The 17424-nt window shown below is 34.0% G+C and carries 17 protein-coding genes, 2 pseudogenes and 1 other annotated feature (1 of these 20 running past the window's edge); of the genes and pseudogenes, 5 read left to right on the top strand and 14 right to left on the bottom strand.

Annotated elements, in window-relative coordinates; genetic code table 11:
* Nucleotides 1-64: 64 nt before the first annotated feature.
* Complete coding sequence (locus MKY90_RS11120) at nucleotides 65-1522, top strand: serine hydrolase (RefSeq protein ID WP_078185391.1); 1458 nt, start codon at nucleotides 65-67, stop codon at nucleotides 1520-1522.
* 212 nt (nucleotides 1523-1734) lie between these two features.
* Nucleotides 1735-1956: pseudogene (locus MKY90_RS11115) on the top strand (S41 family peptidase); the annotation flags it as partial.
* 38 nt (nucleotides 1957-1994) lie between these two features.
* Here MKY90_RS11115 and MKY90_RS11110 read toward each other — a convergent pair.
* The 6 genes and pseudogenes from MKY90_RS11110 to MKY90_RS11085 form a co-directional block, all read right to left on the bottom strand.
* Nucleotides 1995-2927, bottom strand: coding sequence for an aminoglycoside phosphotransferase family protein (locus tag MKY90_RS11110; RefSeq protein WP_063219620.1), 933 nt, complete (start codon nucleotides 2925-2927; stop codon nucleotides 1995-1997).
* Nucleotides 2928-2956: 29 nt separating this feature from the next.
* A pseudogene (locus MKY90_RS11105) lies at nucleotides 2957-3046 on the bottom strand (aminoglycoside phosphotransferase); the annotation flags it as partial.
* 22 nt (nucleotides 3047-3068) lie between these two features.
* Complete coding sequence (locus MKY90_RS11100; protein WP_176127008.1) at nucleotides 3069-3704, bottom strand: HAD family hydrolase; 636 nt, start codon at nucleotides 3702-3704, stop codon at nucleotides 3069-3071.
* Nucleotides 3705-3809: 105 nt separating this feature from the next.
* Complete coding sequence (locus MKY90_RS11095) at nucleotides 3810-4397, bottom strand: YpjP family protein (RefSeq protein ID WP_002031682.1); 588 nt, start codon at nucleotides 4395-4397, stop codon at nucleotides 3810-3812.
* Nucleotides 4398-4679: 282 nt separating this feature from the next.
* Nucleotides 4680-5879 carry an ABC transporter permease gene (locus tag MKY90_RS11090; protein ID WP_341091351.1) on the bottom strand — a complete coding sequence of 400 codons (1200 nt, stop codon included), beginning with the start codon at nucleotides 5877-5879 and terminating at the stop codon, nucleotides 4680-4682.
* Nucleotides 5872-6582, bottom strand: coding sequence for an ABC transporter ATP-binding protein (locus tag MKY90_RS11085; protein WP_341091349.1), 711 nt, complete (start codon nucleotides 6580-6582; stop codon nucleotides 5872-5874). Before MKY90_RS11085 ends, MKY90_RS11090 begins: the two co-directional genes overlap by 8 nt.
* A 172-nt stretch (nucleotides 6583-6754) precedes the next feature.
* Here MKY90_RS11085 and MKY90_RS11080 point away from each other — a divergent pair, with 172 nt between their 5' ends.
* On the top strand, nucleotides 6755-7282 hold the full coding sequence (locus MKY90_RS11080; protein ID WP_098167774.1) for an HAD-IIIA family hydrolase: 528 nt from the start codon (nucleotides 6755-6757) through the stop codon (nucleotides 7280-7282).
* A 55-nt stretch (nucleotides 7283-7337) separates the two neighbouring features.
* On the opposite strand, the gene MKY90_RS11075 is transcribed toward MKY90_RS11080, so the two are convergent.
* The 6 genes from MKY90_RS11075 to MKY90_RS11050 all read right to left on the bottom strand — a co-directional run bounded on the left by MKY90_RS11075 (nucleotide 7338) and on the right by MKY90_RS11050 (nucleotide 13162).
* Nucleotides 7338-7778, bottom strand: coding sequence for a GNAT family N-acetyltransferase (locus tag MKY90_RS11075; RefSeq protein WP_002085894.1), 441 nt, complete (start codon nucleotides 7776-7778; stop codon nucleotides 7338-7340).
* On the bottom strand, nucleotides 7775-8248 hold the full coding sequence (locus MKY90_RS11070) for an SAM-dependent methyltransferase (RefSeq protein WP_002085895.1): 474 nt from the start codon (nucleotides 8246-8248) through the stop codon (nucleotides 7775-7777). Before MKY90_RS11070 ends, MKY90_RS11075 begins: the two co-directional genes overlap by 4 nt.
* An 88-nt stretch (nucleotides 8249-8336) precedes the next feature.
* On the bottom strand, nucleotides 8337-9035 hold the full coding sequence (locus MKY90_RS11065) for an aspartate/glutamate racemase family protein (protein WP_002012596.1): 699 nt from the start codon (nucleotides 9033-9035) through the stop codon (nucleotides 8337-8339).
* 147 nt (nucleotides 9036-9182) lie between these two features.
* Nucleotides 9183-10385, bottom strand: coding sequence for an iron-containing alcohol dehydrogenase (locus tag MKY90_RS11060; protein WP_341091347.1), 1203 nt, complete (start codon nucleotides 10383-10385; stop codon nucleotides 9183-9185).
* Nucleotides 10386-10688: 303 nt separating this feature from the next.
* Nucleotides 10689-12128, bottom strand: coding sequence for a GntP family permease (locus MKY90_RS11055; RefSeq protein WP_033709030.1), 1440 nt, complete (start codon nucleotides 12126-12128; stop codon nucleotides 10689-10691).
* Nucleotides 12129-12484: 356 nt separating this feature from the next.
* Nucleotides 12485-13162 carry an HAD family hydrolase gene (locus MKY90_RS11050; protein ID WP_098167777.1) on the bottom strand — a complete coding sequence of 226 codons (678 nt, stop codon included), beginning with the start codon at nucleotides 13160-13162 and terminating at the stop codon, nucleotides 12485-12487.
* Between the two features lie 191 nt (nucleotides 13163-13353).
* Between MKY90_RS11050 and MKY90_RS11045 the strand changes: the two genes are divergently transcribed.
* Together MKY90_RS11045 and MKY90_RS11040 are read left to right on the top strand one after the other, a co-directional pair.
* On the top strand, nucleotides 13354-14151 hold the full coding sequence (locus MKY90_RS11045) for a lipid II flippase family protein (protein ID WP_002141610.1): 798 nt from the start codon (nucleotides 13354-13356) through the stop codon (nucleotides 14149-14151).
* A 24-nt stretch (nucleotides 14152-14175) separates the two neighbouring features.
* A complete protein-coding gene (locus tag MKY90_RS11040; RefSeq protein WP_002141609.1) occupies nucleotides 14176-14751 on the top strand; it encodes a nucleotidyltransferase family protein in 576 nt (191 codons plus the stop codon).
* A gap of 39 nt (nucleotides 14752-14790) precedes the next feature.
* On the opposite strand, the gene MKY90_RS11035 is transcribed toward MKY90_RS11040, so the two are convergent.
* Both MKY90_RS11035 and MKY90_RS11030 read right to left on the bottom strand, forming a co-directional pair.
* Nucleotides 14791-15705: an alpha/beta fold hydrolase gene (locus MKY90_RS11035; protein WP_098167778.1), complete on the bottom strand. Its 915-nt coding sequence runs from the start codon at nucleotides 15703-15705 to the stop codon at nucleotides 14791-14793.
* Between the two features lie 37 nt (nucleotides 15706-15742).
* Nucleotides 15743-17083, bottom strand: a complete 1341-nt coding sequence (locus tag MKY90_RS11030) for a sodium-dependent transporter (RefSeq protein WP_341091344.1) — start codon at nucleotides 17081-17083, stop codon at nucleotides 15743-15745.
* Nucleotides 17084-17198: 115 nt separating this feature from the next.
* Nucleotides 17199-17424, bottom strand: a binding site (T-box leader); it runs 23 nt beyond the window's last position.

Genomic DNA, 17424 nt, shown 5'->3' with positions numbered 1-17424 from the left:
TTTCATTTTCTGTTACCGAAAGTATAGTGCGGAAGAACAAAATTTATATTTGGAGGTTAGAAGTATGTCTAAAATTGAAACTCCTGTTATGACTTCGTTACAAACAACGGTTGAAAAAATAATGAAGGATTTAAACGTTCCTGGTGCTGCTATAGCTGTTATAAAAGATGGTGAAGTTATTCTTTCAGAAGGTTTCGGATATCGAAATATAGAAACAAAAGAACCTGTTACACCGAGTACTCGGTTCGCAATCGGTTCCTCAACGAAAGCTTTTGGCACACTTTCATTAAGCTTGTTGGCACAGCAAAAAAAGTTTAATTGGGATACTCCTGTCCAGTCTTATATACCTAACTTCTCTTTATCTGAACTACTTGCTAGCTCACAAGTTACAGGACGAGATTTGGCTTCCCATCGTACTGGGGTAAGTCGTCATGAGGCTCTTTGGTACAGCTCTTCCTTATCTCGAAAAGATCTCGTTGAAAAAATAAAACATTTACAACTTGATGCACCGTTCCGCACAGCATTTCTTTATAACAACTTAATGTATGCAACAATTAGCTACATTGTTGAAAACATTACAAATCAAACGTGGGAGCAATACGCTACAGAACATATTTTAGAACCTTTAAATATGAGACATACAAATTTCTCTGTTACAGATTCACAAACTACAGATGATTATGCTTTACCTTACATTGAAAATGAAGGTGAAATAAAAGAAGTTCCATTCCGTAACATCGATACAGTCGGCGCTGCTGGATGTATTAATTCTACAATTGAAGATATGGCAAATTGGGTACTTCTTCACTTAAACGAAGGAAAATTTGGAGATCATGAATTAATCTCCTCTGAATTATTACAACAAATGTATACACCACACAAGTCAATTCCAGATCAACCGATTTTATCACTTCCCGAATCTCCATTAAATAGTTACGGACTTGGTTGGTTTATTAGCGCTTATCGTGGTAATAAGGTGGTTCATCATGGCGGTAATATTGATGGATTTTCAGCGCTCGTTTCATTCATACCAAATGAAAACATAGGCCTTGTCATTTTAACAAATGCTGGAGGCACATTACTTCCTACTTATCTCGCTAATCAAATTTATGATGAACTACTTGAATTAGAATCCATTGATTGGCATAAACGTGCTGTAGAAGATACTGAAAAAATGAAGGAAATGATGAAAGAAGCAACTGAATCACTTCCTGAACAAATTAAAGGAACTACACCTTCTCACAAGTTAGAGGATTATACTGGTACTTTTGAACATCCTGCATACGGAACATTACAAATATACAAGCGAGATGATTCGTTAAATGTACAATTTATGGAGATGGATATTCAATTAGGGCATCATCATTACGACATCTTCTCCGCAGAAGTTGAGTTATTCCAAATGAAAATGAGTTTATTATTCGCTTATGAAATGAGTGTGAGCGGTGAATTCCCATCCCTTCAGTTACATGTACCAGCTATGTTAAGTACTCAGCCGCTTGCATTTAAGAAAATTAAATAATTTTTTAAACAGAGGGATGACAACACTTCCCTCTATTTCCCTTTAAATTCTTCATCCAAAAAAAGGATAATACGTAAAGGATACAGAATTCTATTATTCAACTAATTAAATTATAAAGTGGAAAAGCTATGTACACAGAAATTTGAAAAGAAATTGTTTCGATTACTCATCACGATTATTCCGGTTGTATTGATAAAAAAGGATGGGACGATCCTACTGCTGGTTTAAATGATTATTCTAATTTAGCAGTAATGGAATGGGCTGATACATTTGCTCTTTACTACCCTACTTCACGGCTTTCTATTATAGATAAAGGCGAAGGAATGTCCGGAATTGGTATACAACCACATATACATATCCCGTGGACTTCGGAACATATACAAGAAGATGTAGATTTAAAGTTAGCATTACAACTGCTTCAAAACGAAGAATGATAAAAAATAAAGGTAGGTGTGAATCACACCCACCTTTTCTATTTCATATCAATCTTTTCTGGTTGAAACCAAATTGGCTTTAATAGCTCAAAGTTTTTATGATCCGCTAAAACTATAGTAAGACGTTCTAACGTATCATCTAACATATGCGGTGCTGCTCGTAAGGACCAGACAACTGATGAGAAAACTGTCATGCCAACGTACACCGCATATAATTTCCAAAACTCCTCTGGTATTCTACCATTAAAGTATCCTTCTATTTGTCCAATTGAATACGGAATACTAATGTCCCTTGCAAATAGTGCAATTTTCACGAAATCATGAAGTGGATCGCCCCAGTCGTATCCATTAAAATCAACAACACCTACATATTTCCCATCCCGCACAATTATATTTTCTAAATGAAAATCATCGTGTTGAAATCGATTTGGGCGGTTTTGTAAATACATTTCATTATCATCTATAAACTTTATGATTTTATCATCATTTTTTATTTTTATTCCACATGTTTTATATGCCTCTAAATATTTCCGGTGTTTTTTCATTGCTCTTTCATACCATGGAAGTATATCCTTAGGAGCTTCATATGTATGTATTTTTGCTAAATCTTTTCCTGCCTCTATACCAATATTATATTGTTCTTTTGGTGAATACGTAGGCAATAGCTTCTTCGCATCTTCCCCTTCTACATATGAAAAAATGCCATAGCATAAACCTTCTTCTGCCAATAAACCCATTTCAATTGGTTTTTGCGCTCGCACACTACGGTTTTGCATTTCATTTAAAATTTGAAACTCTATTTTCTTTCTTTCATACTCTTTTATATCGCCTGTCCGTAACAAATACTTTTCATCTTCAATAGTCGTAATGATATATTTTTTATCAGGAGAGAAACCTTTAGAGATTTCTTCAATATTTGCTGCATCTTTTACTATTTGTATATTGCTTTGCCGTGCTGTAATTGTCTTCATGTTTATTCCCCTTACATTTCTACATTTGGTGTATACGCTACTTCTATAATAAATCCATTCGGATTATAAAAAGTAATAGACTCATCTAAATTCGCTATCCCAAATTCAATATGATGAATACCTTATCGAAGTATATTCATATTAAGAATGTGCGCCCTGTACAACTTGTACAATTTCCATCGGTGTATTGACCATAAAATCTGGTTCATCTTTTTCTACTGTTTCAATGACATCATATCCCCAAGATACCCAAATTACATTCACACCAGCCTTTTTACACGCTGCTACGTCTCGCTGTTCATCACCAACGTATAACATATCTTGTTCTGTTAGCTTTTTCGACTTTAAAAATCTTTTAATCATTTTATCTTTACCAAACAAATTTTTAGAACAATACACTTCTTGAATATTTTCTATGCCATTACTATGTAAAAATGCCCTAATATGCTCTTCTGAGTTCGAAGATATAACCGCAATCCCGTAGCCTTTTTTATGTAATTCATCTAATACATCCTTCATCCCATGGAATAAAACGAGATCTTTTATGGCAGGTTGATATAATTTATAAAACTCTAACGCCAATATAGGAAGTTTATAAAGTGGTACATCGAGTTTTTTACATCTTTCAGAAATAGTCAATTTTCGTAAAGGCTCAATTTCTTCCTCACTAACTGTCTTATATCCATGCTTTTCAGCAAGTTGATTATAAATTGGTACAAATATATTTTGTGAATCTACTAATGTGCCATCAAAGTCAAAAACGATATATTTTTGCATCCCCATACTCCCTTTTTTCTTTTTTCATAAACATATGTTATTCAACAACATAAATGTCGTATCCTTTCATAAAGAAAAAAAGAACAAGATTTTCTCTCGTCCTTTTTAAGACAACCATTTCGGCGGTACATTCGTATTCCAATAAATATTTCCTAACTCATGGTGTCCTGAATATCCATCATCAAAACGATGATAGTGGAAATTAAAATAATATCCATCTTGCGGTGGATGATCTCTCCTCACATGAAATCGCAGTAAGTCATTTCCTGATTTCGTGTCATAAACATGAAAAATCTTTTCATTATTTCCGCCAGCCGGTCTTTGAGAAATCGCTAATGATTGTAACGATTCTTCTGGCACATCATTTGCAAGTTCCGCAATTGCCTCTTCAATTTTAGGTAATACAACATCTTTAAATTCATCTTCAATTACAGGCCCAATTTTAGAGCCGAATTTTTGCATAGATTGCTTCTCTGCTTCTTGCATCGCATAGTTAACAAAAGTATCGGTGGTTAACCTATCATTTGTTTCTTCATATGTATAGGACGTACTCTCCAAATTTTGTTGCCCAGCTGTGCTCGTAGGCTTGTCCGCAGCTTTGGCATTATCAAGTAATATGGAAGGAGGCGTCACTAAACCAAACGTAAATACGGTAATTAATGCGACTAAGGTTTTTCTAAACCAATTTGGCATTTATGTTCCCTCCCCTTTCACTCATTATATTTTATATAACGGTTGTTTCTTCTATTATACAAAATGATTGTAATTTTTGCACTTTACAATTTTGTTAACGTTCACATATTTTTCACTTGAATATGAAATTGTAAGATTTCATACACTATAAATACAACAACAATGAGGGGGCAATCAGATGACTTTAGATGTCGTGTACTCCGCCGCAAGCATACTCCTTTTAGTATATTTTATTTACCAGTGTGTTACAGACTAGAAAAAGAGCCGCTTCCGGCTCTTTTTCTATGGTAAAAATACAATCCAACCAATGAATACTATAAAAATAACTCCAATAATTACTGCTGGTAATAAATAAAACTGAGAAAGGCTGACCGTCCCGTATATGAATACGACTGGAAGGAGCAAATAACGATCCGCCTTCCACCTTAATAATAGTAATTCTCCTTCATCACAATATAAATGTAGAAACATTTTCTTCGTAAATTCATTCCAATAATCACGCGCATAGCGAGAAATAGCAACTATAGCAAATACAAGAATAATAGCTGTTATCCACTGCGGAGTCACGATAATACTTACAGTACTTATACATACAATTTGAACATAAAATATTAAAGCACTACTTGTACGCAAAAATTCTTTTAAAAAAGCTTCTACAATACGCGAATCAGAATTTTTTCCTAATATCTTTTTAGACCGAGGGAACATCCACGGTTTTTTATTCGAACTACTTGGTTTAGCTGCACGACCACCAACTTGCATAATCCCTACAGTCCAGCGCATACTTTCTTCTTTTTCTTTCTCAACTTCTTTAAAAAAGAAATTTTTATAATTCATCTTTTCTTTTACTAAGACTACAGTAAGTACAGCTACTAGGCCGGTAAATAATATGAAATACAATGGATTTTTAAAAATGAAAAATACACTGATTCCAAAATAGACTAAACTTAAAGAAAATATAACATCTTTTATAATCAATAAAACCCATCGTTTCCCCACACGTACATTTATGAATCTCGTCAACAACGATAGCATAAATCGAAAAACAGTAAAGAACATCCAGAACAGTACGATTTGTATAATTGTCGCTCCCATACTTTTCATCAATATAGGCAGCATAATGAATACTACAATTGCGTTCGTTATTGCAATCCGAATTAACGTATATATAATGCCAAGCTTCATTAATTTTCGCATATGATTTGGGTACGAAATTAAAAATAAACTATCTGCTTGTTCAAAAAATGAGCGAACTCCTCTTGAAAATGTGACAAAATAAAACGCGAGTAAACCTAACCCAAAATAAATGGTCTCTTCCATCGATAATTCTTTCATCCATAGTGAACGATAATAGATCCCGGCAAATATAAGTGCTGGAATAATAATATATAATGCTACTGTCCAATCTGTTACAGAACGAATCGCTTTCCATTTTCTTTGCAATTCATGACGTAACCTTTTATTAAACTGTTGTTTAATCATGTTGTTCCCGCCTTACAATTGCATCGAAACAATCTAACAGTGTACTTCCTGGCATTTCTGCTAACGATTGGATCGCCTCTAAATGCCCATCTGCTACTAATGTACCTTGCGAAATGAGTAAAAATCTTTCACAAATTCTTTCAGCTGTATCCAGCACGTGCGTACAAAGTAATATACCTGCTCCTCGCTCTTTTTCTTTATATAAATAATTCAAAAAGTCTTTCGTGGCTACTGGATCTAAACCGATAAAAGGCTCATCAATAATATAAAAATCTGGCTCTGTTAAAAATGCTAATATTAGCATCGATTTTTGTTTCATACCTTTTAAAAATTTTGATATGTATTCGTGTATATGTTTTTCCATTCGAAACGTATGTAATAATTCCCTTGCTTTGTCCTCCCAATTTCCCTCTTCATTTCCACGGGCAGCCATTAACAATTCAATATGCTCCCATAAAGTTAAATAATCATAATAAGTGGGATGCTCCGGTACATATGCATATGGATTTTTCTTTTCACCAAACGAGATTTCACCATCCATATTGACAAGCAAACCGAGTATCGACTTAATTGTCGTACTCTTTCCTGCGCCATTTGCACCAATAAGAGCCACTAACTCTCCTTTTTCAATTGCAAATGCAATATCATGAACTGTCTTTTCACCAATTTCATATCCGGCTGAGCGGATATTCACCTCTAACATAATACTTACCTTCTTTCCATTTACATTACAATCAAGGAAAATGATAACATATCCCTCTTAATATAGTATTTATATCACTTCTGATATATTTATTTCTGTAGCAGGAAAAAGCATATTTCAAGAGAATACTTAATGTTTGTGGATTTTAATTTAAATTGAAAGGACTATAACTATGACAAACATTGAAGCAATATTCATTGATCGTGACGGAACAATTGGCGGTGATACTACAATACATTATCCAGGTTCTTTCACGTTATTTCCTTTTACAAAGGAATCTTTAAAAAAGTTAAAAGCTCAAAATATTAAACTATTCTCTTTTACGAATCAACCAGGTATCGCGGATGGAAAAGCAACCACGAATGATTTTGTGCAAGAATTAAAAAGGTTTGGTTTTGATGATATTTATCTATGTCCCCATAAACATGGTGGCGGATGTGAATGCCGCAAACCGAGCACAGGTATGCTCCTGCAAGCAGCGGAAAAACATGGGCTTGATTTAACAAAATGCGCTGTAATCGGTGATCGCTGGACAGATATTGTTGCTGGGGCAAAAGTAAATGCAACGACTATATTAGTTCAAACTGGCGCTGGATATGATGCTTTACATACGTTCCGAGATAAATGGGCACATATTGAACCAAATTACATCGCAGAAAACTTTGAAGACGCTACAAACTGGATTTTAAATCATCAATAAAAAAATTAAATGAGACGTCTTCACATTGAAAACGTCTCATTTAACTATATATATTTCAAAAAGTTAATTCATAATGGAAATAACGATTATCTCTCAAGTATCCATTTTCAGCGTATAATCGCTGAGCTGATAAATTATCAATCTCTGTTTGTAATTTCACACCTTTTGCGCCATTTTCTAAGGCGAATTCTTTAGCAGCTTCTAACAATTTTTTACCTGTTCCGGCTCCGCGCTTCGCCTTTTGTACAAACAGATCATTTAAAATCCATAACTCTTTCATCGAAATAGAAGAAAATGATGGGTATAGTTGCGTGAATCCGATATATTCTCCATCTTCAACTGCCACGAAAATAATGGATTCTTTTCTCTCGATTCGATTTCGTAAAAATACTTTTGCTCCTTCAATATCGGAATCTTGTCGATAAAATACGCGATAGTTATTAAAAACAGATGCTAGTCCATCTAAATCTGCAATTGTTGCCTCATATATTCTCATTTTGTTTTATTCCCCTTCCAATATTGTTTCATAATATCCGTTACCCATTTAGGCTGTAGAATTTCTTCTTTCGGCATAAACTCTTTCATTATCGGCTTTATATCCAATATAGGGGTGCCATCAATAGCATCTAACCCCTCAACAATAATTGATTTACCTTCTCTTTTGATTACCTTTACAATTGTAGCTCCTATGCGATTCGGACGATTTTTCCCGCGCTGTGCAAAAATACCTACTTTAGGATAATCATTATTATTTCTAGGATGTCTAGCAAAATATTGAATTTGTTCATCAGTTACTTTATGAAAATAAAAGACAACTTCAATATGAGAAAAATCTTCAATCCCTTGTATACTTTCCTCTGTATACATATCAGTTAAAGTAATATAGGATCTTACTTCTCCCCACTCATCATCTTTTATTTCCTTTCTTTCATTATGTACAAATGCGATTGGCTGAACTGAAAACATCCGCATTCCCCCTTAAATGTAACCACTTACATTATAAAATATTTTCTGAATGTTTTCCAGACAAATGAGTTAAGTTTACATAATATAATTACAATCTATTATCTAAAGCGAAATTGACTGCTTCAATCGCATGTATATGCGTTGTATCAAATATCGGAACTGATATGTCTTCCTGCTTTATTAATAACCCTATTTCTGTACACCCTAATATTATTCCTTGCGCTCCTTTTTGCACTAACTCTTCTATAACTCTTTTATAATACTCTCTAGATTGAGATGTTATCTTTCCTAAACATAATTCTTTGTATATTACTTCATTTATTTTTTCTCTATCTTTTCCTAATGGTACTATTACTTTTATATCATTCTCTTCTATACGTGATTTATAGAAATCTTGCTCCATCGTATATTTTGTTCCAAGCAGACCAACCGATTGAATACCTTTTCTATTTATTTCTTTTGCAGTTGCATCCGCAATATGTAATACTGGAATGTTAATATTCTCCTTTATTTTCTCAACTACTTTATGCATTGTATTTGTGCAAATGATTATAAAGTCTGCTCCTCCTTTCTGCAATGAATACGCCGTATTCCCTAATACTTCTCCTGCTCCCTCCCAATCTCCGCTAGACTGGAATCGTTCAATCTCTTCAAAATTCACACTATTAATCAGACATTTTGCTGAATGTAGTCCACCTAATCTACTTTTTATTTCTTCATTTAAAATTCGATAGTATTCAGAAGTTGATTCCCAACTCATACCACCTATAAGACCTATCGTTTTCATAGTAAAACACCTACCTAAACTATTTTTATAAAACTAATAACAATATTTTATTATGTATATTATACACAATAAAACAAGACTTTAAATTTATAATATAAAGTCTTGTTTTAACTATTTCCAAGGAAATTTTATTATAATATTCTGAAATTAAAGCCCTGATATTTTTATAGAATCTTCATATTGATAATTAAAACAATCTCGATACAACTGTTTGATTTCATCATAAGAAGGAACTCGTGGATTATTTCCTGGGCTACCACTTGCAATTGCATCTTTCGCCATTTTAGAAATAGCATTTTCAAATTCAACTTCGTCAATTCCGTATTCTCTTAAATTAGGAATACGAAGATCAAAACAAAGTTTCTTAATTTCAGCAATCGTGTAGTTCGCTACTTCTTCATCAGAATGAGAATACAAATCTTTGTTTAAGCTACGTCCTACTTCTGCTAACCTTTTTATTGCACTCATTTTTGTAAACTCTAAAACTGTAGGTAATAGTATTGCATTCGATATTCCATGTGGTACATGGAATAATGCTCCCACTGGACGGGACATACCATGCACTAATGTAACAGATGCATTTGAAAAAGCAATCCCAGCTTGTAATGAAGCAATCATCATTGCTTCCCTTGCTTCCATATTATCTCCATCTTCATATGCGATACGTAAATATTTCATAATGCTTTCAATAGCTGAAAGAGCAAGAACATCTGTAAGAGGTTGTGAAACTTTAGAAATATAAGCTTCAATTGCATGGCATAATGCATCTACTCCCGTTGCTGCAGTAATATGAGGTGGTACCGAACTTGTAAAAATCGGGTCTATTATAGCAACATGAGGGATAAAGCTTGGATGTTTTATCATCATTTTCACATCTGTTTTTTTATTTGTAATTACTGCTACACTTGTTACTTCCGATCCAGTACCAGAAGTCGTAGGGATTGCGATTAGCGGTAGTGGATTGTATTCTATTTCTATATCCTTTTGGACGTAATCTTCAATTTCTCCACCATTTGTATATAACACTGCTACTGCTTTCGCAGCATCAATACAGCTTCCTCCTCCAATACCTATGATAAAATCGCATTTTCCTTCTTTACAAATAGATAACGCTTCCAATACGTGTAAATTTGTAGGCTCAGTGTTTACTTCATTGTACGTAATAACAGTAATCCCTTTCGCATTTAAGTGATCCACACATCTTTTAACATAACCGAAACTCTCCATAATTGTATCACTGACAATAAAAGCCCTTTTCCCTAACTTTCTTGATTGATCCCCTAGTTTTTCAAACGAATTTCTTCCATATAATACAGACTTCGGCATACGAAACTCAGCAACTTCTTGCAAGTACTCCACCCCTTCTATTTATAATAAATATTTGCAACTACTCAGCCATGCATTTCATTCAGAAGTTTGATAAAGTCTATTATTCCAGTTAAAATAAGCCCCCTTATTAATATACTTTGTTTTAAAACTTTGCGCGTGGCAGGAAAGGCCCTGACCGCTCCTATAAATAGCCAGGTCCTCTCTCGACCAACTTAAAAAACTTTTCTGCCGATTTTTCATAGAGTGACTGAGTAGTTACAATAAATATTTTATTATGTAAAATATCAATCTAATAAATATTTTCTTTTCGTATATTAACTAGTATTAATAGATCCCTGTTAAAGTATAGAATGCGATGACTGCAAATACAGCAATCGTTTTCAAAATTGTAATAGCAAATATATCTTTATATGACTGTTTATGTGTTAATCCTGTTACCGTTAGAATAGTAATAATTGCACCATTATGTGGTAATGTATCCATTCCGCCTGATGCCATTGATACAATGCGGTGCATAACTTCTAATGGAATATCATATTGATTGGCCGCTGCAATAAATTTATCCCCCATCGCACTTAACACAATTCCCATTCCGCCTGATGCTGAACCTGTAATTCCAGCTAAAATATTCGTCGTTACTGCCCCATTTACTAATGGATTCGTGAAAGTTGCAGAGATGCTATCTCTCATAATTGCAAAGCCTGGAAGTGCTGCAATAACACCACCAAATCCAAACTCCGCGCCTGTATTCATTGTTGCAAGTAGCGCTCCACCAATACTTGTATTCAATCCAGCTTGAAATCCAGTTACTACTCGTTTCCAATATAATAAAAGCGTTGATAAAATCCCTATAATAAGTGCCAATTCTACAGACCAAATCCCAACTACCGCACTTAATTCAACTTTTCCAAATGCTTTCATACCAATAGCTGAGAAATCAAAACCATCTGGATACCACTTTGGTATCATGATTGTGAAAACTTTATTCATTACACCTACTAAAATAAGTGGTACAAACGCAATTACTTGCTGTACTCTTGTAATTTCAATACCGCTTAATATCGGCATATCTTTTTGTTCTAATTGCAAAGATGCTGCCATTTCAGAATTTCCATCGTTAAAACCAAAATACCCTTCTCCTGCTGCTTTTGCCTTCTTACGCTTACTCTCTAAATAAAGTAAACCTAACGTTAAAACAAAAATTGCGCCTAAAATACCAAGTATCGGTGCTGCATAAATATCAGTTTTAAAAAAAGTTGTAGGTATTACATTTTGAATTTGTGGTGATCCAGGAAGCGCATCCATTGTAAATGTCGCTGCTCCAAGAACGATTGTGCCAGGGATTAAACGTTTTGGAATATCCGCTTGTCGAAACAACTTAGCCGCAAACGGAAATATAGCGAACACCACTACATACACACTAACACCGCTATACGTTAAAATAGCTCCCATTAAAACAATCGCTAAAATTGTACGTTTTTCTCCAACTAACTCTACAATCGTCTTTGCGATGGAATCAGCGATTCCTGACATTTCTACTACTTTCCCAAATATTGCTCCAAGTAAAAACACAGGGAAATATAATTTAATAAATCCTACCATTTTCTCCATAAAAATATTTGAAAAGAAAGGTAATACAAAACTAGGCTCTGTCAAAAATACCGCAAATAATGCAAAAATCGGTGCGAATAATATTACAGAAAATCCTTTATATGCTACAAACATGAGTAAACTAAGTGCTAATAAAATAATAACTAGCTCCAATTATAACCCTCCTTTTAAACTGAAAATTCAATCTTTTAACGACGAACTTTTACTCGTATTTCGAATCCTTTTATTTCATGACATTCCTCCTCTTTTTATCCCGCTATTTGCGGGCAGTAAGACTCCCACCTTAAAATTCAGCAAATGTGCAGAAGCTAGGCGGGATATCAACTGCTCGTAACAGCCCGATTGGTGGGGCTGATAATCAGTGCCGGATGGACAAAACTTCCACTAATTAAAGTTTTACTTTATTACAAATTTTTCATGCTAAAATTGTCTAATTATAGTATTCGATTACATATGTAAAATCCCTTTAAACAAAAACGATTTCATCGTCATATGTTATAAAGGGATTTCTAGGTTCTATTTCTATAGTTTATCGTACTATTCTCTATACAAAATCTTTGTAACTCTTCGACATCTTTCACTATATGAATCGCCCCAGCATCGCTCAATTCATTCTCATTACCATATCCATACAATACACCTATTGAAGCAATTCCGTTACTGTTCGCACCGATTACGTCATGCTTTCTATCACCAATCATCACCATTTCTTCTTTTTGAAGTTCTTCATTTGTTTGTAAAATATGAGCAATTATTTCTTCCTTTTTTATTCTTGTCCCATCTAAATTATTCCCAACAATCTCTTCAAAAAAAGATGTTAACTGAAAGTGCTCTATTACTTGTTTCGCAAATACGGTAGGCTTTGAAGTTGCTACAAACAAATGATTGCCAGCATCCTTTAATTCTTGCAATAGGGCTCCAATTCCATCGTATACTTTATTCTCTAATAAACCACTTTGCTTTAAATATTCCCGAAAGTAAAACACCGCTCGTTCTACTTCTATTTCATTCATATTATATCTATCTGCAAAAGATTGTTGTATTGGTGGGCCGATAAATGAATCTAACTCACTTATATTTACTTCTTCAATCCCCATTTTTTCTAACACGTATAGAACAGCATTGATTATCCCTTCTTTCGGATCAGTTAATGTTCCATCTAAATCAAATAGAAATGTTGTATACATATTTAATTCCCCCACTGATTTTATATGTACCCCATTAAGGCCATTCTCCTACTTACCCCTTTACTATACTATCACCATCTAACTTTTCAGAAAATTACTTTTTCTAACCCTTATACTTTCAGTTACAAAATCACAAAAGATATGATAAAGTGAAAAAGTTATACTTAATTTAATAGAAACTGGTGAATCACATGTCAATTACGTTAATTTTTATAATGGCTTTCACAATTGTCATCCACGCAGTCGAAACTAGTTCTTATAGTATTCGATTAGCTGGTGTTCGTTTAAAAAAGATTGTCGTTGCCTTATCTGTCGTAGGAATGGTATTACTTATTTCAAGAACGTCAAATTTACTACAAGCCTTTTTAATTGGCGGGATTGTCGATGACGCAAAACGAGATGCTTCTATTAATTTAGAGCATACTATACGACTTGTACTATTATCTGCTTCCATCGGTACATTACTTGCGATTATTCTTTATCCAACTTTGACAAAACTATTTGGATATGTCATTCAAAACTTTGAAACAGATGGTTCTTTCATTCGAATGATGAAAACAAATAACATTCAAAAATTAAAGTACACAAAAAAATATGTGCGCTTTCCAAGATTTGAAATGATTCATAGATTGCGTATCGGTGGTATCCCAAAGCGTATTATGCTTATTAACATGTTTGCTACTGCAATTTATACAGCAGGTGTTCTTTCTGCCCTTTATGCTTCTTTTCTAAATCCAGATTACGCAACAAATGCAAGTACAGCTTCTGGCCTTGTGAATGGTTTTGCTACAATTTTATTAACAGTGTTACTCGATCCACGTATAGCACTTTTGACAGAACGTGCTTTACAATCAGAAAATGGCGCTGAATCTATGAGTAAAATGTATGGTTGGCTAATGATTTCTAGACTTCTCGGCACCTTATTAGCACAACTTTTATTTGTACCAGGTGCTCACTGGATTTTATGGATTATTGAGCTGATGCATTAATCTACTAGGAAGGTGTATTTATCGATGAATATAAAAACAGAGCAAGATTTAATTCACTTAATAGAAAACGACGAATGGATGATGAATGTATTACAATTGGCAAAATCACTAGAGCTACCTGATTGGTGGATTTGCGCTGGGTTTGTCCGTTCTAAAATTTGGGATACTTTACATAACTACGAAGTAAGAACGGCTACGCCAGATGTCGATGTCATTTATTATGATCCATTACATAAAGATGAGGTGTACGAACAATCATTAGAACAGAAACTAATGAATATGGATGCTACTATCCCTTGGTCAGTAAAAAATCAAACTCGCATGCATGTAGTGAATGGAATGCCGCCATACTCTTCTTCTGTTGATGCTATTTCTAAATTTCCTGAAACAGCAACCGCTCTTGGTGTTTCTTTGGACGAACAAAACAAAGTCATATTAACATCCCCATGCGGAATAGAAGATGTACTTTCATTACAAGTGAAACCTACACCTCATTTTCTTGAAACGAAAGAACGAATACATATGTACAACAAAAGAGTTAATCAAAAGAAATGGCAAAGCAAATGGCCTAATATTACAATTACTTATCCAGAAATTTAAAATAGAGCGCTTCGCATTATACGAAGCGCTCTTTCTTTTTTAGTTCAAAAAATGAATGACTGTTTCAGCAAATCGATCAGCTTCCTCATAATGTGGTGTATGGCCACTTTCTTCGAATATGATATACTTTCCATTTAGAGCATCTCGATTGAATATTTCAATTTGCTTTTCACACGTTACTACATCATGTTTTCCTACAATTAATAACATTGGATTTTGTATATCTTTTATTTTAGATAATAATGACGTATGACATGCTCCCTCTGATTTTAATCTATCAAAATGGATTTTGGAACGATTTGAAAATACTTCCCACACTTCATCACTATATAAACTATCGTCTGTCTCATCTTCCTTATAATTGTAAATCTCCATTCTTTTTTCTTCTAATTCAGCGCTTACTCTTATATAAGCTTCTAACAACTCTTCTGAACTAGCATTATTAGATAAATAAGCAAAGCAGTCTTCTGCCACTAATTCTTTTCCATACTTTTTTAATAAAGTTCCTGTCTTTTGTAGTAAGACCCTACTTGTTAATGCAAAATCGAAAGTCGGACCTTCAAATATTATTTTCTCTATTGAATTTGGATACATCGACGCATATAACAACGCTAAATATCCACCGAAAGAATGTCCAATTACAGACCATTTCTCAATTTGTAATACTTTTCTTAGTTCTTCACAGTCTTCAATTAAATCACATAGTCCAAAAGTTTCTTCTTCGGTAATTACTTCTGACCGACAAACCCCTCTTTGATCTATCATAATTACATATAAGGAATCTTTTAATCGTTCCGCTTGATGAAATGAAAAATCATAACAGCTTTCACCTGGACCACCGTGTAAAAATAATACTGGTTTATTTTTAGGACTTCCATGTGTTTCAACGTATAGCTTTTTCCCTCTAATGTTCATATATTTCCCAACTTCAATCAAATTTGTTTTTATTATCATCACCTTCTTTTTTTACTGAATATTATAACATTTAAACTTAAATAATCCCTATTACATTTAAAAATACGATAACTATCGCAAGTGGTGCTACAAATCGAAGTAAAAATGCCCAGATAGTAAATACTATCTTTCCGTAATTTCCACCTACAAAAAATTCAGCTTCTAACACTTTCTTTTCCATCTTGAATGATACGAAAATACTAATAAATAATGCTCCCAGCGGCATTAATATATTACTAGATAAGAAGTCTACTGCATCAAAAATATTCTTCCCCAAAATCGTAATATCACTCCATACTCCAAATGATAAGGCAGATGGTATACCTGCTAGGAAAATGCAGAACCCGATGATCCATGATAGTTTAGCTCTTCTTTCTTGTTCACCATTTGCTAATGCTGAAACTACCGTCTCTAGTAGAGAAAATGCCGATGTTAATGTCGCAAATGTAAATAGCGCAAGAAATACCGTTAAGAACAATCCTCCTAATGGAATTTGACTAAATACAGATGGTAATACGATAAATAGTAAGCCTGGCCCTTCTGTCGGCTCCATGCCTAACGAAAATACTGCTGGAAAAATGGCAAGACCTGCAAATAAAGAGACGAATAAATTCAATCCAACAATTGTTATTGCTGATTTTGGTAAACTTTCTTTTTTATTTAAATACGAGCTATACGTAACCATAATCGAAATCCCTATACTAATCGCAAAGAATGATTGGCCCATTGCGAATAAAATACTTTCTGAAGTAATCTTCGAGAAATCTGGTTGTAAGAAAAACTTCACGCCTTGCATCGCATTATCCAGTGTTAATGAACGAATAATAAGAGCGACAAATAAAACGAACAATGCTGGTAGCATATATTTACTTGCTTTTTCAATTCCGTTTTGTACACCTTTTGATACAACCCATATCGTAATGAACATAAAAGCGAAATGTCCAGTGATAGCCCAAACCGGATTTCCAATTGTTTCAGTAAATAACGAACCGTAATTTTGTCCCGGAGTAATAAGTTGTCCAGTTACTCCTCTGAATAAATAAATTAGTACCCATCCACCTACAACGCTATAAAACGAAAGTAATATAAAGCAAGTTCCAACACCAAGGCGTCCAATCCAGTGCCATCCTGTATTTGGTGCGATACTTTTAAATGCCCCAACTGCTTGTTTTTGTGTACTACGTCCAATCATAAATTCAGCTATAAGTAGCGGTAATCCAATTAATACAGTAAATAATATAAAGATTAAAAAGAATGCTCCTCCCCCGCTCTTTCCAGCAATATAAGGAAATTTCCATATTGCGCCAAGTCCAATTGCTGATCCTGCTGCTGCCATTATAAAACCTAATTTCGAAGTCCATTGCTCCGTCTGTCTCATCTTATTTTCCTCCTAATTAAATCCTTTTATATAAATAAAAAAATTTTATTTACCTATCCGAATAAACCCTCCATTTCTTTTTCTATAAAATAAAAAATGGCCCAACGTCTCTATATAAAGAGACGCTAAGCCATTCACTTAACGCGGTACCACCCTTATTGATTCCATTATGAATCCACCTTAGTAGTAATCGTTTGATTACAAACCTAATATCGAAGGTTAACCGTTAAGATTTACTAAGAATGTAATTCCGTTCCACCTTACTGCTCCTAGGCGAGTTCAGGATGTCATTTGACTATGTCGCACCAACCCATAGCTCTCTGTACAAATACATGACCTTA

Origin of the sequence: Bacillus sp. FSL P2-0099, assembly GCF_038007445.1 — a bacterium.
Taxonomy (GTDB): domain Bacteria; phylum Bacillota; class Bacilli; order Bacillales; family Bacillaceae_G; genus Bacillus_A; species Bacillus_A mycoides.
This window is presented reverse-complemented; position numbering and strand designations above follow the sequence as displayed.

Coding starts and splice junctions, on each gene's coding strand:
- MKY90_RS11075 (WP_002085894.1), bottom strand. CDS start 7,778: ATGAGAATATATGAGGCAACAATTGCAGATTTAGATGGACTAGCATCT.
- MKY90_RS11040 (WP_002141609.1), top strand. CDS start 14,176: ATGAATATAAAAACAGAGCAAGATTTAATTCACTTAATAGAAAACGAC.
- MKY90_RS11030 (WP_341091344.1), bottom strand. CDS start 17,083: ATGAGACAGACGGAGCAATGGACTTCGAAATTAGGTTTTATAATGGCA.
- MKY90_RS11045 (WP_002141610.1), top strand. CDS start 13,354: ATGTCAATTACGTTAATTTTTATAATGGCTTTCACAATTGTCATCCAC.
- MKY90_RS11065 (WP_002012596.1), bottom strand. CDS start 9,035: ATGAAAACGATAGGTCTTATAGGTGGTATGAGTTGGGAATCAACTTCT.
- MKY90_RS11080 (WP_098167774.1), top strand. CDS start 6,755: ATGACAAACATTGAAGCAATATTCATTGATCGTGACGGAACAATTGGC.
- MKY90_RS11110 (WP_063219620.1), bottom strand. CDS start 2,927: ATGAAGACAATTACAGCACGGCAAAGCAATATACAAATAGTAAAAGAT.
- MKY90_RS11120 (WP_078185391.1), top strand. CDS start 65: ATGTCTAAAATTGAAACTCCTGTTATGACTTCGTTACAAACAACGGTT.
- MKY90_RS11095 (WP_002031682.1), bottom strand. CDS start 4,397: ATGCCAAATTGGTTTAGAAAAACCTTAGTCGCATTAATTACCGTATTT.
- MKY90_RS11090 (WP_341091351.1), bottom strand. CDS start 5,879: ATGATTAAACAACAGTTTAATAAAAGGTTACGTCATGAATTGCAAAGA.
- MKY90_RS11070 (WP_002085895.1), bottom strand. CDS start 8,248: ATGTTTTCAGTTCAGCCAATCGCATTTGTACATAATGAAAGAAAGGAA.
- MKY90_RS11100 (WP_176127008.1), bottom strand. CDS start 3,704: ATGCAAAAATATATCGTTTTTGACTTTGATGGCACATTAGTAGATTCA.
- MKY90_RS11050 (WP_098167777.1), bottom strand. CDS start 13,162: ATGTATACAACATTTCTATTTGATTTAGATGGAACATTAACTGATCCG.
- MKY90_RS11035 (WP_098167778.1), bottom strand. CDS start 15,705: ATGATAATAAAAACAAATTTGATTGAAGTTGGGAAATATATGAACATT.
- MKY90_RS11085 (WP_341091349.1), bottom strand. CDS start 6,582: ATGTTAGAGGTGAATATCCGCTCAGCCGGATATGAAATTGGTGAAAAG.